14 protein-coding genes and 2 tRNA genes are annotated in these 15,795 nt (G+C 61.7%); 10 read left to right on the top strand and 6 right to left on the bottom strand.

Annotation, left to right across the window (positions count from 1 at the left end):
- Positions 1 to 50 precede the first annotated feature (50 nt).
- From K3179_RS09675 to K3179_RS09665, 3 genes are all read left to right on the top strand, one after another.
- A tRNA-Ile gene (locus tag K3179_RS09675) sits at positions 51 to 127 on the top strand.
- 33 nt (positions 128 to 160) lie between these two features.
- A tRNA-Pro gene (locus K3179_RS09670) sits at positions 161 to 237 on the top strand.
- A 31-nt stretch (positions 238 to 268) separates the two neighbouring features.
- Complete coding sequence (locus tag K3179_RS09665) at positions 269 to 1,615, top strand: MATE family efflux transporter (RefSeq protein WP_221564463.1); 1,347 nt, start codon at positions 269 to 271, stop codon at positions 1,613 to 1,615.
- Here K3179_RS09665 and K3179_RS09660 read toward each other — a convergent pair whose 3' ends face one another.
- The 3 genes from K3179_RS09660 to K3179_RS09650 form a co-directional block, all read right to left on the bottom strand.
- The gene (locus tag K3179_RS09660; RefSeq protein ID WP_221564461.1) at positions 1,616 to 2,827 is read right to left on the bottom strand and encodes a GGDEF domain-containing protein; all 1,212 of its coding nucleotides are present in this window, start codon (positions 2,825 to 2,827) and stop codon (positions 1,616 to 1,618) included. It abuts the gene before it with no gap.
- A gap of 102 nt (positions 2,828 to 2,929) precedes the next feature.
- Positions 2,930 to 4,279 carry a M20/M25/M40 family metallo-hydrolase gene (locus tag K3179_RS09655; protein WP_221564459.1) on the bottom strand — a complete coding sequence of 450 codons (1,350 nt, stop codon included), beginning with the start codon at positions 4,277 to 4,279 and terminating at the stop codon, positions 2,930 to 2,932.
- Between the two features lie 66 nt (positions 4,280 to 4,345).
- Positions 4,346 to 5,521, bottom strand: coding sequence for a glycosyltransferase (locus K3179_RS09650; RefSeq protein WP_221564447.1), 1,176 nt, complete (start codon positions 5,519 to 5,521; stop codon positions 4,346 to 4,348).
- 122 nt (positions 5,522 to 5,643) lie between these two features.
- Between K3179_RS09650 and ettA the strand changes: the two genes are divergently transcribed.
- The 3 genes from ettA (at position 5,644) to K3179_RS09635 (ending at position 9,787) form a co-directional block, all read left to right on the top strand.
- Positions 5,644 to 7,323: an energy-dependent translational throttle protein EttA gene (ettA, locus tag K3179_RS09645; RefSeq protein WP_221564445.1), complete on the top strand. Its 1,680-nt coding sequence runs from the start codon at positions 5,644 to 5,646 to the stop codon at positions 7,321 to 7,323.
- 46 nt (positions 7,324 to 7,369) lie between these two features.
- Positions 7,370 to 9,178 (top strand): sensor domain-containing diguanylate cyclase, encoded by a 1,809-nt coding sequence (locus K3179_RS09640; protein WP_221564443.1) that lies wholly within the window; start codon positions 7,370 to 7,372, stop codon positions 9,176 to 9,178.
- A 171-nt stretch (positions 9,179 to 9,349) separates the two neighbouring features.
- Positions 9,350 to 9,787 carry an FKBP-type peptidyl-prolyl cis-trans isomerase gene (locus K3179_RS09635; RefSeq protein WP_221564441.1) on the top strand — a complete coding sequence of 146 codons (438 nt, stop codon included), beginning with the start codon at positions 9,350 to 9,352 and terminating at the stop codon, positions 9,785 to 9,787.
- 129 nt (positions 9,788 to 9,916) lie between these two features.
- Here the strand turns inward: K3179_RS09635 and K3179_RS09630 are convergent, their stop codons facing one another.
- Positions 9,917 to 10,486: a flavin-binding protein gene (locus tag K3179_RS09630; protein ID WP_247712926.1), complete on the bottom strand. Its 570-nt coding sequence runs from the start codon at positions 10,484 to 10,486 to the stop codon at positions 9,917 to 9,919.
- Positions 10,487 to 10,670: 184 nt separating this feature from the next.
- Between K3179_RS09630 and K3179_RS09625 the strand changes: the two genes are divergently transcribed.
- Positions 10,671 to 11,717: an RcnB family protein gene (locus tag K3179_RS09625; RefSeq protein WP_247712925.1), complete on the top strand. Its 1,047-nt coding sequence runs from the start codon at positions 10,671 to 10,673 to the stop codon at positions 11,715 to 11,717.
- Between the two features lie 83 nt (positions 11,718 to 11,800).
- Here the strand turns inward: K3179_RS09625 and K3179_RS09620 are convergent, their stop codons facing one another.
- Positions 11,801 to 12,352, bottom strand: a complete 552-nt coding sequence (locus K3179_RS09620; RefSeq protein ID WP_221564439.1) for a cytochrome b — start codon at positions 12,350 to 12,352, stop codon at positions 11,801 to 11,803.
- Between the two features lie 106 nt (positions 12,353 to 12,458).
- Between K3179_RS09620 and K3179_RS09615 the strand changes: the two genes are divergently transcribed.
- Positions 12,459 to 13,127 (top strand): prolyl hydroxylase family protein, encoded by a 669-nt coding sequence (locus tag K3179_RS09615; RefSeq protein ID WP_221564437.1) that lies wholly within the window; start codon positions 12,459 to 12,461, stop codon positions 13,125 to 13,127.
- Positions 13,128 to 13,131: 4 nt separating this feature from the next.
- Here K3179_RS09615 and K3179_RS09610 read toward each other — a convergent pair whose 3' ends face one another.
- Complete coding sequence (locus K3179_RS09610; protein ID WP_221564436.1) at positions 13,132 to 14,760, bottom strand: lysine--tRNA ligase; 1,629 nt, start codon at positions 14,758 to 14,760, stop codon at positions 13,132 to 13,134.
- Positions 14,761 to 15,057: 297 nt separating this feature from the next.
- On the opposite strand from K3179_RS09610, the gene K3179_RS09605 reads away from it, so the two are divergent.
- Positions 15,058 to 15,297 carry a hypothetical protein gene (locus K3179_RS09605; RefSeq protein ID WP_221564434.1) on the top strand — a complete coding sequence of 80 codons (240 nt, stop codon included), beginning with the start codon at positions 15,058 to 15,060 and terminating at the stop codon, positions 15,295 to 15,297.
- A 130-nt stretch (positions 15,298 to 15,427) separates the two neighbouring features.
- On the top strand, positions 15,428 to 15,769 hold the full coding sequence (locus tag K3179_RS09600) for a hypothetical protein (RefSeq protein ID WP_221564432.1): 342 nt from the start codon (positions 15,428 to 15,430) through the stop codon (positions 15,767 to 15,769).
- The last annotated feature ends 26 nt before the right edge of the window (positions 15,770 to 15,795 follow it).

Below are 15,795 nucleotides of genomic sequence, written 5' to 3'. Positions count from 1 at the left end.
CGTCGGACGGCGCGTCTAGGCGGCGCATTCGTCTGACCACAGATGACATGGGGCCTGTAGCTCAGTTGGTTAGAGCTGGCCGCTCATAACGGCTAGGTCGCGGGTTCGAGTCCTGCCGGGCCCACCAGTCGTCCGTGTTGTCAGCCGGGATTGCCCGTGTCGGGGAGTAGCGCAGCCTGGTAGCGCATCTGTTTTGGGAACAGAGGGTCGCAGGTTCGAATCCTGTCTCCCCGACCAGCAATCCATACGGAGGCAGGAGGAAAGCCGCATGACCGCCGCTGGCCCTGTCACTGTCGACAAGCGCGCCATCTGGGCCATCGCCCTGCCCGCCATGGTCACCAATGTGGCAACGGCGCTGATCGGGATCGGCGACATGTGGATTGTCGGGCAGTTGGGCGATGCGCCGACGCAGGGCGCAGTCGATGTCGGCGCGCGCCTGTTTGCCGTCTTGTTTACCGTGATGAATTTCCTGAAGACTGGCACTACGGGCCTCGTCGCGCAGGAGGGCACGCGGGCGGGCAAGGACGCGCAGGTCGCGATGCTGGTTCGCGGGCTTGCCGTCGGGTTGGTCATTGCGGCCGCCTTATTGATCGCAAAACCCGTGCTGCTTCCGGCTGCACTGGGCGCGCTGGGTGCTTCGGGCGAAGTGCTGGAGGCTGCGCGCATCTATGCCGAGATAAGGTATTGGTCCGCCCCGGCAGTCATGGCCAACCTTGCGCTGATCGGCTTCATGGTCGGTCGCCGCCAGATGACCGCGGTGCTGGTCTTCGAAGTCGCCTACAATCTGGCGAATATCGCACTCGGACTATGGTTTGTTCTCGGCCTCGACTGGGGAATAGCCGGTATCGGCTGGTCCAGCCTTATCGCCGAATACGCCAAGCTTTTCGCAGTGGCTCTGTTCCTGGCGCGCGGCGAATTCCTGGCGCGTTTGCGCCGGAGTCTTGCGGAGAAAGGCACGCTCGGATGGAGCGCACTGAAGCCATTCCTGTCGGTCAACCGCGACCTGTTCCTGCGCACTCTTGTCCTGACGATCGCCCTCGCCGCGCTGACCCGTCTATCGGCGGAGCGCGGTGCAGTCGTGCTCGCCGCGAACGGCATTCTCTACCAGATGTTCATTTTCAGCGCCCTCCTACTCGACGGGTTCGAGAACGCAGCGCAAGTTCTCAACGGCGAGCGCTCTGGCGCCCGAGACCGCGCAGGTTTCAGCGCATATCTGCGAGCCATTCTCTTGCGAGGGGTGGCAGCGGCAGCCCTGGTCGCAACAGGGTTCGCAATCTTCGCGGACCCGATCCTTGCAAGCTTCGCCTCTACCCCAGCGGTGGAAACGGTAGCGCAGGAGCTCGGCTGGTGGCTGATCGTGATCCCCTTTGCAGGCGTAGTCAGCTTCGTCCTCGACGGAGTTTATGTCGGTGCCAGCTGGACGAGGGCGCTGCTGGTGACGATGGCAGGAGCTGCGGCCGCCTTCGCCCTTGCACTATGGCTAACATGGCCGATGGGCGCACACGGCCTGTGGTTATCCTTCACACTGTTCCTGGGCGTGCGGGGAGTGCTGCAGCTTGGCGCGGTGCCTTATCTGCTGGGGCGCGAGTTCGGGAATGCGCGCCCGCAATCCTAATCAGGAATTGGCGGCTTTCGGCAGCGATGGCTTGGAAGAGACCGACGCGATGAGAGATGTCTCACCCGCTTTCTCATCGTGAACGGAGCGGTTTCTGCCGCCTTGCTTGGCAGCATAGAGTGCTGCGTCGCTGCGCGCGAAAAGCTTTCCGTAGCCCTCGCCCTCGCAGCGCCCTGCGATACCGAAACTCGCTGTGAGGCGGTGGTCTTCCGGCATCCCTTCGATTGCGCTTACTCCGAAGCGATTGCGGACACGCTCGGCCATGGCAACCGCCGCCTTCCCGTCGCAATTCCACGCCAAAATGCAAAACTCTTCGCCTCCGATACGTCCGGCAATGTCGGTATCGCGAATTGTCCCGCGCACGACTTCGCCGAAACGCGCGATGGCGCGGTCGCCGGTCTGGTGGCCATAGATGTCGTTGACCGCCTTGAAATGATCGATATCCGCCACAACCAGCGAAACGGGGACCCCTTCCTGTTTCGCGCGCTCGAGATAAGCGATCGCATCCTGTTCGAAGGCACGGCGCGTACGCAGGCCGGTCAGAAGGTCGAGCTCGGCGCGCTCGCGAACGGCGGCAATCTGGTCATAAATGCAGGCTGCCACCAGAACCATTGCCGCCAGCAGTGACAGCAGCGCAAGCGACAGGTTGAGGACGGAGTAGTAGAGCGATTCACGATAGGCCGCTGCCGGAATGCTGCCTTCGATCATTAGCGTCAGCAGCGGACGGATAAGGAATTGCGCGGCCAGGAGCGCCTGCATCCCGATGACGATCTTGTCGATCGTATCGCGGCGATGCGCATTGAGCAGCGACATGACCGCGACAACGTACATGACCCCATAGCCCATGTTGACGATGATAAGGCGCGATGTCAGGTCGTCCGATAGCAGGATCGCAAGCGCCAGCGTTCCCGCCGACAGCGCATAGATTATCAGCAAAACGCCGAGGTGGGGCGGCTGGTCGACGCGGCGCGCCACGCCCCAGATTCCGGACGCAGTGCTCAGCGTGTAGAAGAACTGGGTAGTGTGGAACACGTAAGGCGAACCGGTGTCGAACAGGTGCGTGACCCCGAAACCGATCGCGAAAAAAGCATAGGCAGCGGCAAACGCGAGCACGTAATTGCCCAGCGTCCCGCGCTTCCACAGAAGGAGGAAACCGACACTGAACATTACCGCCATGGTTGGCGTGATCATTCCGATGATTTGTTCGCGCATCCCCGCCCTGTCTTGTTCAATTGCCGCGTTAACCCCGAAAGGTTAACCACCCGTTGAGACTTTGCCCAAGGTCTCGAGATTACGGGTGGTTATGTATGATACCTACTCTCCCGCATCCCGCAAAATCGCGGCTTTGCGATTGGCGAGGATACCGACCACCGCAGTCCACACTGCCACGTTCTGGCGCAATTGCGCCGGGTCGATCTTGTCCAGCGTGTCGTCGGCGGTGTGGTGCAGGTCGAAATAGCGCGTCCCGTCCTGCTGCAGGTCGAGCAAGGCTCCGCCCTGTTCGCGCACCAGGTTGAGATCGGCACCGCCCGTTGCGACGATACGCGTCGGTGCAACGCCGAAACGGGCAACTGCCGCCGCCAGTTCGCGGTAAAGATCGGGATCGCTGGCCGTGAAGTTGGTTTCGATCCGCCAGATGCGATCGGCACCGAAATCGCTCTCCAGACCGACGTAGACCGGCTCATCGGCATGCGCCTCCGCATATGCTGCACTGCCCCAGAGGCCCGTTTCCTCGGCACCGGCAAACAGCACGCGGATCGTGCGCAGCGGCTGTCCTTGCGCTGCGACATGCTTTGCGGCGGCGGCGATGATCCCGCAACCTGCGCCGTCATCGATAGCACCCGTACCAAGGTCCCAACTGTCGAGATGGCAGGCGAGCAGCACCGGCTCGAGCGATGGATCGCTACCGACAATCTCGCCGACGACATTGCCGCTCGTCGTCATGCCGAGGTCTCGCGGGGTGAGAACCAGTTTCATACGGACCGGATTCCCGCGGGCGAAAAGCCGCTCCAGATTATCGGCATCCGGATTGGAAAGCGCGCCCGCCGGGATTGGCTCGACCCCTTCTGCAAAGGTAGTCGTGCCCGTGTGCGGAACGCGGTGGCTGTCCGTACCGACAGAGCGGATTACGGTTGCCACTGCGCCCTTGCTGGCCGCCGTCGAAGGGGCCATCCAGCGGGCCGGACCGGCAAAGCCGTAACTCGATCCGTCCTGGGTCTGGCGCATGTCATGACTGACGAAGGCTATCCTGCCCTGGAGGCTGGCGGCGTCCGCCGCCACGAGGTCGGCATAGGTCGGGAAATAGATCACCTCGGCCTCGACGCCTTCGGGTCCGGTCGAACTGGTGGTAGACAGTGCGGTTATCGCCATCGGCTGGGTCGCAGGCGTGGTAACCCAGGCCATTTCCTGTCCGCGCACCCAGGTTTCCATCTCGAACGGTTCGTCAGCGACGTTCGCGAAACCATTCCGGCGAAGCCAGTCCATCGCCCACACGCGGCCACGGGCTTCGGCTTCGGTACCCGGCATGCGCGGACCGACTTCGGTGGTAATCCCTTCCACGAAATCCCAGGCGATGGTGTCGCCTGCCAGCGCATCATCGGCACGATCGGCACTGGCGGGGACGGCGAAAGCGATGGCGGCAAGCGCAAGCAACTGTTTTTTCATGGCGGGCTAGCTAGCAAAAGCTGTAGCCCTGCCAAGATGCAAACGCAGCGTGCCTGTTCGTAACCGTCAGCTTGTCGCCATTTCGTCCCAGAAATCGAGCGCGCGCGTTGCTCCCTCGCTGTCGGGGTCGAACAGCGCTTCGACGGCATCCGCAAAGCGTTCGACATCGCCCATATGAGCTCGTGCCGCAGTGGCATCGGAATAGCGCTGCCAGGCTGGCTCGGACTGCGACAGTGCGAGCATTGCGCGGGCGACCCCTTCAACCGACTGTGGTTCGACCACGAAGCCGGTGACCCCATTGCGCACCAGGACATCCCTCGCCCCGACAGCCGTGGACACGATCGCTGGGACAGCAAAGGCAGCCGCCTCGTTGACGACGAGACCCCATTGTTCCTCCGTACTGACGAGGCACAGCGCCAGCGCTCCCGCCAGGCGCCGCGATACCTGTTCGGCACGCAGAAACCCCGTGAACGCGACGCCCTCGCCTGCCTGCTTTTCCAGAGCTTCGCGCAGATCACCATCGCCCGCCATCACCAGCTTGCGCGCAGCAGGACCCGCAAGCTCTCGATAGCGGGCGTAGCCGGCCAGCAAGACCGGCAAGTTCTTCTTTTCGACAAAACGGCCGACATACAGGAAATGCCTGTCCGCCCATCGCGCTTCGCTTCCGGTGCCTTGCGCACGAATTCGGTCGACGCCCACACTGTCGTAGCCTGGCAGGATCGGCTTGTCGCCGAAGCCGAGGAAGCGCAGGTATTCGCGCTGGCGCAGGCCGCCAACGATAGCCGCACGATAGCAGGACAGCAGCCGCGCCTTGGCTTGTTCCCGCGGCAGTATGCGAGGAAAATCGTCGAACTTGCTCTCGGTCATCATGACGCAGCGCGTTCCCGCCGCCTTCAATCGCCATGACAGGGCGATGATGTCGCGTTCCGAATACGGCACGCCCACACAGACCATGTCGGCATCGGCGACCGCCTTCATCGCCGCGCGGTAGCGTGCCAGGTGCCCGACATCGTCATACGAACTGCCGGGAAAAAGCGTCACGTGCCGGGCATGCTCGAACCCCGATGCTGGCTCCCATGCATAGGTTTCGCTGGAGGTCGCATACTCGACCGCTTTGACCTCAGCTCGACCGGCAAGCCTGCGCGCCGCGGCCTCGACCCGGTCGACATGGAATGCGGCATACTGGGCGAACAGAATCGCCACCTTGGGCAATGCCGATTGTTGAGCGAGCGTGTCGGTCATGGTCAGGCAGGGCTAGGCCAGCAGCCATGCGATTGCCAGACCCGGCTTGCCCCCGGCCACAGCTATGACTATCTGGCCCACAACTTCCCGTTCCGAACAGAATCGACCCAAGGATACGCCCGATGGCCGCCCAATACGCCTTTGTCATGAAGGACATGACCAAGACCTTCCCCGGTGCTTCCAAGCCCGTGCTCAGCAACATCAACCTGCAGTTCTACCAGGGTGCCAAGATCGGCATCGTGGGCCCCAACGGCGCGGGTAAGTCGACGCTGATCAAGATCATGGCCGGCATCGACACCGATTTCACTGGCGAGGCGTGGCCGGGCGAGAACATCACCGTCGGATATCTGGAGCAGGAGCCCGAGCTCGACGAGAGCAAGACCGTGCTTGAGAACGTCAAGGACGGCGCGCGCGAAATCGCCGACAAGGTCGACCGCTTCAACGCCATCAGCGCCGAAATGGGCGACCCGCAAGACGACACCGATTTCGATGCGCTGATGGAAGAGATGGGCACGTTGCAGGAACAGATCGACGCAGTCGACGGCTGGACGCTCGACAACCAGCTGGAAGTCGCGATGGAAGCACTGCGCTGCCCCCCGGGAGATTGGCCCGTGACCGACCTGTCGGGTGGTGAAAAGCGCCGCGTGGCGCTCACGCGCCTGCTCATCCAGAAGCCCTCCATCCTGCTCCTGGACGAACCGACCAACCATCTTGATGCCGAAAGCGTGCAGTGGCTGGAAAACCACCTCAAGGAATATGCGGGTGCGGTGCTGATGATCACCCACGACCGCTACTTCCTCGACAATGTGGTGGAATGGATCCTCGAACTCGACCGCGGCAGCTACTACCCCTACGAGGGTAATTACTCGACCTACCTCGAGAAAAAGGCCAAGCGTCTCGAGCAAGAAAGCCGCGAGGAAAGTGGGCGTTCGAAGGCCCTTTCGCGCGAGCTCGAATGGATCCGGCAGACGCCCAGTGCTCGCCAGACCAAGTCCAAGGCGCGTATCCGCAAGTTCGAGGAACTGCAGGAAAGCCAGAAGGACCGGCGCCCCGGCAAGGCGCAGATCGTCATCCAGGTGCCCGAGCGGCTCGGCGGCAAGGTGATCGAGGCCAAGAACATCTCCAAGGCCTATGGTGACAAGCTGCTCTTCGAAAACCTCTCCTTCATGCTGCCTCCGGGCGGCATCGTCGGCGTGATCGGACCGAACGGCGCGGGCAAGTCCACGCTGTTTAAGATCCTGACCGGCAAGGAAGAACCCGACAGCGGCACGGTGGAAATCGGCAGCACCGTCCATCTCGGCTATGTCGACCAGAGCCGCGACCACCTCGACCCGAAGAACAATGTCTGGGAAGAGATTTCCGATGGCCTGGACTATATGAAGGTCAACGGTCACGACACCTCGACCCGCGCCTATGTCGGTGCCTTCAACTTCAAGGGCGCGGACCAGCAGAAGAACGTCGGCAAGCTCTCGGGCGGTGAACGCAACCGCGTGCACATGGCGAAGATGCTGAAGGAGGGCGGCAACGTCCTGCTGCTGGACGAACCGACCAACGACCTCGACGTGGAAACGCTGGGCGCGCTGGAAGAGGCGATCGAGAACTTCGCCGGCTGCGCCGTGGTCATCTCGCACGACCGCTTCTTCCTTGACCGTCTCGCGACGCACATCCTCGCTTTCGAAGGCGATAGTCACGTCGAATGGTTCGAAGGCAACTTCGAAGCCTACGAGGAAGACAAGCGTCGCCGCCTCGGCGATGCCGCGGATCGCCCGACCCGCCTCGCCTACAAGAAGCTGACGCGTTAAGCTTGACGCAACAGTCGATCGGTCAGATATCTTTCAGGGGGTTATCGTGAACCGATCGACTGCAAACCGGAGCGAGACTTTAGTCTGGCCTGCGGCCTACAGCCTGGCCTGGCTCGCTTGCGCATATATCGCACTGGAACTGACGCAAGGCGAGGACGGCATTGCGGCAGTCTGGCCATCGAGCGGTATCTTCGTCGCCTCCCTGCTACATCTGTCCGGCAAGGGCCGCACGGCCGTGACTGTGGGTGTCGGCATCGCCAGCCTGGTTGCGAACTACATTACCGGCGTGTCGCTGCTCGCGTGCTTCGGATACACGGTCGCGAACCTCGCCGAAGGCTGGCTGGTCTTTTACCTCATGGGCGGAGAGAAAAGCCGCGGCAAGCTGCTCGCGCGCCCCCTCAACCTTATCCGCTTTGCCGCCTCGGCCACGGTAGTCAGTGTGTTCAGCGCCGGTGTCGCAGGCATCCTGAGCGCGAACTTCGACCTAGGATTCCTGATTTCCTGGGCGACCACGGTCGGCCTGGGAATGCTGATCGTAGCTCCCTTCATCCTCTTCCTCGTGCAGAGCGACGATAGCCGCCGACGCCTGCTCAGCATGCGTACAATCTGGGCGCTTATGCTCGTGGCCGTGGCCTCGCTTGCCGCGTTCGGCCAGGCAGAAGTGCCCCTGCTGTTTCTTCCCGTCCTCGCGATTTCGATTGCGACCGCCGCCCTCGGCCTGAGCGGCGCGGCGCTGTCGCTACTGGTGGTGGCGGTGATCGGCTCGATCCTGACGGTCTACGACCTCGGTCCGGTCAGCGGCTTTTTCGAATTGCAGGGGCAGAAAGTTCTCTTCCTGCAGGTCTATTTCCTCGGCCTGCTGGTCTCGGCCCTGCCCGTCGCGCTCATGCTGACCCAGCGCCAGAACGACCTCGTCAATCTGTCGAGGAGCAATCGCTTCCTGACCGCTGCGGAAAAGGCGGCCAAGGTCGGCCACTGGCGATACGCGCCCGCCGAAGGTCCCGTTTACCTGTCACCCGAAGCGCGGCGGATGGTCGGTCTGGATACCCAGCCGCATACCGTTGCGGACATCGCGGAACTCTTCCAGGATAGCGACCGCAAGCGCGTCTCCCACATCCTTCTCCAGGCACTGGCCACCGGCGTACCTTTCGTCTTCGAGGCGCGCATTGCGGGACCTTACGGTGAGATTTTCGACACCGAATGCCGCGGTGAGGTCGAATGGTCCGAGGATCCGGACAAGATCTCCATCTTCGGCACGATGATGGATATCACGGATCGGGCGAACACCATGCGCGAGCTGGCAGACGCACGCGCTCACGCAGAACGCAAGGCGGAAGAACACCGTGCGCTTGCGGAAACCGATCACCTCACCGGCATTGCCAACAGACGCAAAATCCTGGCCGACCTCGAACGGACCGTTCTGGATGCGCGCGGCACCGGCGAAAAGATCGCGCTTGCCATCGTCGACGTCGACCATTTCAAGTCCGTCAACGACCGCTTCGGGCATGAAGCCGGCGACCGCACCCTCCAGCAGATTGCGCAAATCCTGTCCGATCGTTTTGACGAAATCGGCGAGGTCGGGCGGCTCGGAGGCGAAGAGTTCCTCGTCGTTTCCCGCGGAGCCGGTGCCAGCGAACTGGACCAGCGCTGCACCGCCCTTCACGATTTCCTGTGCACTTATGCCTGGCCGGTGGAGGGTCTAAGCGAGGTCACTCTCAGCATCGGCATTGCCGAACTGGCTGAAGGCGCAAGCGATGTCACATTGCTGAATGCCGCCGACAAGGCGCTCTATTTTGCCAAGCGAGGCGGCCGCAACCGCTCGGTCGTATTCGAGGGCAATCTGGTACGGGTCTGATTGCAATAGCCTGCCACGGCCTGGTTTCAGCGATAATGTGGCGTCGATCGGTGGCGTTATTTGACTCCACCCCTTCCGGTTTGACACAAGCGGCCGCGAGGCGCCCGAAACGCGGGCCCCGTTCCCGACGGCGATCGAGATTCGCCGCGAACACGAAATTCAAGGATATTCATGACAACTCCCAACAACGGCGACACCGTAACCATCGATTATGTGCTCAAGCGTGGCGATGGCCAGGAAATCGGTAACACGGCACAGGTCGGTCCCCAGCAGGTCACGATCGGCAGCGGCCAGATCTTCCCGCTGATCGAAGAAGCGCTGACCAGCATGGAAGTGGGCGACGAGAAGACGGTCGAAATCCCTTATGACAAGGCCTTCGGACCGCGCCGTGACGAACTGGTCATCGATATTCCGCGTGCGAACCTGCCGCCTGAACCGGCCCCGCAGCCGGGCATGCAGCTCAATGCACAATCCCCCGACGGCCAGCCGATGACCCTGTTCATCCTTGAGGTCGGCGAAGAGAGCGTGAAAGCGGACGGAAATCATCCGCTGGCAGGCGAAGACGTCACCTTCGACCTGACGCTGCGCGACATCCAGCAAGCGGCCTGATACCGGCATACGGACATCGGCTGGTCGTTCCCTGTGCCTTGCGCGGGAACGACCAGCCAGTCCGGCTGTCCTTTCTTTTCCTCTACGCCGGCTCCGTCACGAAGATTACGGGCCGACGGTCTGGCGCCGCTACGGCGTAATCCACGAGGCGGTTTCGCGCCCGATCAGCGCACGGCGGTGTCCTTCGTTGGAGAGCCAATACCAGTCCGCCTGCTCCACCTTTACCAGCAGCACAGCAAAATGCTCTCGCGCTGGAGCGAGCTGCTCGTCGCTCGGCTGGATGCCCTCTGCCCAATCGGGAAGCCCGCTCGAGGGCTGCTCGCGCTTTTCGCCCGGAGGTGCGCCAAGGTAGCAGCGCCTGGCAAAGTTGCTGCTTTCGCTCCATGCGAGATCGGCCAACGCGGACTGCGTCTCGATGCGACCTGTTCCGCGCACCCTGATCTGCACCTTCTCGTCGGGATCGTAGAACAGAACCGCCATGGGCGCGCCCTCGCCTATCACGGCGGTCTTGGGAGATCGCGCATCGGTATGAAACCGTAGCATCCATTCATCCGACTCGAAATCCCTCAGGATCATGATCCGCGCATCGGCGTCCTGCGTGACCACGACAGGAGAATGCATGGGCGATTTGCGGCTGGAGGCAGCAATGCAGAAGCGGTCGGCAATATCGGCGCGGACCTTTTCGAGATCGTCGTACATGCGTTTCCAAACGCACGTGGCTCCAGTTGGTGTCAAGCCAAAACGTTCAGGATTCTAGCCCGTAACATTAACGGCAGCATGACAGGGCGGTTCAGTTTCGCGTCAGGCCGTTGTGATACATAACGGTATATCGACATTGGAGCCGCAGGTGGTGGAGCGGCTTTTGAGCAAAAAGGAACGCTCCATGACTTTTACGAAGCTGATGAAAGGCAGCGCTCTGGGTGCCCTCGCCATCGCGATGGCGGCCGCAATGGTTCCGGCCCAGGCCGAAGCCGCAACTGCAGCCGACCTGCAACGTGCAGAGCGCGATCGGGGCGAACGCCAGGAACGCCGTGACGATCGTCGCCAGGAACGGCGACTGGAACGACGGCAGGAACGCCGCGAGGCACGAAATGACCCGCGCAGCGAGCGCCGTGAGGCACGTCAACAGGTTCGCCGTGAGGCTCCGCGTCGCGAGGTCCGTCCGCAGCAACGCGCCGAACGTCCGCAGCCGGTCGCTCGCAACGAGGAGCGCCGCGGTCGGGAATGGAACCGCTCGGATCGCCGCGCCGAAACCGCTCAAATCCGCTCGGGCCGCGAGTGGAACCGCAGCGAGCGCAACGAGACCCGTCGCGACATGAGACCGTCTATCACCCGTGAGGATGTGCGCGACGCACGCCGCGCGGATCGACGCGAAGACCGCCGCGATGCCTATCGCGAGGGTCGCCGGGACGAACGCCGCCGCGACAATGGCGAGGACCGGCAGATCCGCCGGGATGCCTATCGCGAAGGACGTCGTGACGAGCGTCGTCGTGATAATCGCGAGGATCGTCAGATCCGCCGGGACGGTTATCGCGACGGCTACCGCGATGCGCGCCGCAGCGATCATCGCGAAAGCCGCAAGCGTCACTGGGACGGTCGCCGCTGGCATCACTACAATACGTGGAACCGTTCCGACTGGCGGAACAATCATCGCTACAATTGGCACGATTACCGCAAGCGGTATCGCAGCATCTATCGCCTTGGTCGTTACTATGCGCCCTATCGCGATTACCGCTATCGCCGCCTGAGTATCGGTTTCTACATCGGAGACCTGTTCTTCGGCAGCCGCTACTGGATCAACGATCCCTGGCGCTATCGCCTGCCGGAAGTCTACGGCCCCTATCGTTGGGTCCGGTATTACGACGACGTGCTGCTGGTCGACACCTACAGCGGCGAAGTGGTCGACGTGATCTACGACTTCTTCTGGTAAGCCTTCACGCTCCTGCCCGAAGGGATGAGAGTGGCCTTTCGGGCAAGATACCCCCGCCGAGTGATCGGCGGGGGTTTTTCGTGTCAGCCGGGGACTTTGCCGAAGGGAAGCATCCGGAAAATGCCACCATTCTTGTCGAAGAACGTGTGCTTCAGTCCGCCCAGTATGTGCAAGCCGATGAGGTAGATCATCACCGAGCCGCCCGTTGCGTGGAGGTCGAAGATCGCCTTGCCCGCATCCGGATTTTCACCGACCGGCAGGGCAGGCAAGGTGAAGATACCGAAGACATCGACCCCACCACCGAAATATGAGCTTCCCAGCCAACCGCCGATCGGCAGTCCGATTAGCAAGACGTAAAATATGACATGGGTCGTGCGGGCAAGGATGCGCTCCCAGGTCGCTACCGTATCGAGGGCCGGAACCGGATGCGTCAGGCGCCAGGCGAGCCGGGCCAGGCTCAGGACAAGGATAACTATGCCAAGCGCCTTGTGATTGGCGAAGATCGCGGCTTTTTCCGCATCGCCCGCATGCTCGGCCGCTTCCGCCAGCCTCCAGTTCACAATGACCGCTATTGCGATGACCCAGTGAAAGAGCATTGCGACCAGTGAGTAACGCTTGGCATTTGTGGTGGCCATTTCCATTCGGCTTCTCCCCTCGTTCGGTGCGCGAAACTATCGGTTCGGCATTGAAGTACAAGATGCCATCTTGCGAGCCGCGTAGTGATTGCTAACAATCGGCGGGATGACGAAGACAGCTACGATACCCGACCAGGATGCTCTCAAGCGCATTGGCGCAAAGGTGCGCCAGCGCCTCGAGGCGGACCCGGAAATCTACAAGGTCCCCACGGACAAGGCAGAGATATTCGCCGTGCCGAACTTCCTCTCACCAGAGGAGTGCCGCCGCTTCATCACCATGATCGACGTCGTAGCGAGGCCGAGCGAACTGCACGAAACCGCCTATATCGAGAAATTCCGCACCTCTTATTCGGGCAATTTCGATCCGCGCGATCCCTTCGTCAAAGGCATCTCTCGCCGCATCGACGACCTTCTCGGCATGAACTCGATCACCGGCGAAGCGATCCAAGGGCAGCGTTACCTGCCGGGGCAGGAGTTCAAGCCGCACAACGACTGGTTCTACACCGACCAGGAATACTGGAAACTGGAACGCAAGCGCGGCGGGCAGAGATGCTGGACCGCCATGGCGTTCCTCAACCGGGTCGAGGAAGGCGGTCACACCCACTTCACAGAAGTCGGCGCATCGATCGAACCCAAGCCTGGCGTGCTGCTGGTGTGGAACAACGCGACCCCCGACGGCGTGCCCAACGAAGCCACGATGCATGCCGGAACGCCGGTTATCAAAGGCGCGAAATACGTCCTGACCAAGTGGTACAGGACCCGCAAGCACGTCTAATCCGTCAGTTGCGCGCCAGCGCTTCGGCAATAAGCTTGCGGCTGTTCTCGATCCCGTAGAGAGCGATGAAGCTCCCCATGCGCGGCCCCTGATCGCTGCCGAGCAGCGTCTGGTACAGCGCCTTGAACCAGTCACGCAGGTTCTCGAAGCCGTATTCCTCGCGCTTGCCGATCTCATAAACCTCCGTCTGCAAATCCTCTGCGCTGGCATCGGCTGGCGCTTCTGCAAGGTACGCATCGAGCGCACGCAACGCCTCAGCCTCGTTGGCGGCAGGTGCGCGCTTGGATAAGGTCGGCACGATGTAGTCGCGTGTATAGGCGACAGCAGTCCCGATCAGCACGTCGAGCTCAGGCGTAATCCGCTCGGCTCCGATATAGCTGGCGAGATAGTCACGCAGCGATTCCTCGCTCGCCTCTGCCCCCAGCACGCTGGCGAGGTTGAGCAGCAGGCCATAGGTCACCGGCAGGCTGTCCCCGGCGCCGGGCGCCTCCGAACCCTCGAACCCGCCATTGGCGCGCGCAAGGTGCCAGACCGGATTGCCGAGCTGCTTGTCGAGCTCCTGCTCGGCCAGCCGCTCGCGGAACTGCCAGTAATCGTCGACCGCGCGCGGGATCACGCCGACGTGCAGCTGCTTGGCGCTCTTGGGATTGGGGAAGATGTAGAAGCCGAGGCTCTCCTCGCTGCCGTATTGCAGCCATTCCTCGATCGACAGGCCATTGCCCTTGGACTTGGAGATCTTCTCGCCGTTCTGGTCGAGGAACATCTCGTAGATCAGGCCCTCCGGCTTGCGCCCGCCAAGGACCTGCACGATCTTGCCCGACTGGATGCCGCTATCGGTCAGGTCCTTGCCATACATCTCGTAATCGACGCCGAGCGCATACCAACGCATCGCCCAGTCGACCTTCCACTGCAGCTTGGACATACCGCCGAGCGCGGACTGTTCGACCACGGTGCCGTCCTCTTCGGCAAACCGGATCGTCCCTTCCTCCGCATCGACGACTTCGACCGGGACCTGCAACACGCGGCCCGTGCTGGGCGAGATTGGCAGGATCGGCGAGTATGTCTTGCGGCGTTCTTCGCGCAGCGTCGGCAGCATGATGTCGAGGATGTCCTGGTTCTTACGCAGGACCTGCCGCAGCGCATCGTCGAAGCGGCCTGAATTGTACATGTCGTTCGCCGCGATGAACTCGTACTGGAAGCCGAAGCGGTCGAGGAATTCGCGCAGCTTGGCATTGTTGTGCGCCGCAAAGCTCTCGTGGCCCTTTTCGAACGGGTCGGGCACGCGGCTGAGCGGAAGGTGCAGGTTCGCTTCGAGCAGCGCCTGGTTGGGCACATTGTCGGGCACCTTGCGCAGGCCGTCCATGTCATCGCTGAATGCGACCAGACGCGTCTTGCCGTCTTCGGGCTTTGCACCGATCATTGCCTCGAACGCGCGGCGCACCAGCGTGGTGCGCAGCACTTCCTGGAAGGTGCCGATATGCGGCAGGCCGCTTGGGCCATAGCCGGTTTCGAACAGCACGGGGCTGCCATCGGGCTTGGTGCCGTCGGGATAGCGTTTGAGCAGCCGCTGCGCCTCCTGGAACGGCCAGGCCTTGGACACACGTGCGGCGGTGATCAGATCGGTCATGCTCATGCCAATCCCTCTTGCCGCTCGCCGTTCCTGTTGCAAGTGCGAAGTGTTGGAACGCAGGGCGCCAGGTCCGACAGAATGGAGCACATGGAACACGGTCCTGGGAAAGAAATCGCTCTATGCGCCTCATGGCCAGTCGCGATGCCGAATTCGGTCAGTGGAGGGGCTTGGTCCATGAGGCGAACGATAGGTCGACGCTTCGATGTAGGACAGCGACTGCTATCAGGCTCAAAGAGAGAAAAGCAGACTTTCCGCCAACGACCCAATTGCTGCCATTCGAGATTGCGCTATGATGCTGAAATGAAAATCAGTCAGCAGCCTCGCGGCTTCATCGCTCGCGGCACGAAGGTCCGCTTAGATGGACAGGACAAAGGTGGCCCAGAATACGGCGTCGTCGTCCACTGCTGGCATGATGCCGACATTGACGCCTACGACTGCTACGTGGCTTTCTTCGGTTCCAGCTACCCGACTGCCAAACCAAGCGAGAAGCCCTATGTTCTACGCTACGCGACGATCTCGTTGAATGTAGTGGAAGAATGACGGCTAGCGGCAGCTTCCCACCCGCTTCGTGACTGATTTGCCGAGTTATCGCTGCGCCAGGAGCGGACCAGTCGCAAGCTGCCCGATTGCGGACTTTAACAAACGATCTAACTCTGCCTTCAAGAACAATATGAATTTGATACCCACCTCTGACTTTATTGGCGGAATGACCATCCAGTTTGCTGAGGGTGCTTGGCGTGGAAATCCAGGTTCCGGCGTCGCGATAAGTGACGAGGCATTCGACTACATCGAACCTTTGGTCGAATCGGCTTGCGCCAATTGGACTGCCGGACACCGCTACGGAGTTTACGAAACGTCTGTTTCTGAGCGGAAGTTGTTGCTGAGGCGATTACGTGATCAAGAGAAACGCATTCTCCCGAGTGCGGCTCACGCAGACCTCGTTCGAGGCCTTGCTGACTGGATCGAAGCCTATTGCAATGACGAAATTCCCGTGAGCATTTGGGGCTATTGAAGTCCGCTAACCACCCAACCAAAGAC

The sequence above is a fragment of the Qipengyuania intermedia genome, from assembly GCF_019711615.1.
Taxonomy (GTDB): Bacteria; Pseudomonadota; Alphaproteobacteria; order Sphingomonadales; family Sphingomonadaceae; genus Qipengyuania; species Qipengyuania intermedia.
The sequence above is the reverse complement of the archived record's forward strand: the minus strand, read 5'-3'. Positions and strand labels throughout refer to the sequence as shown.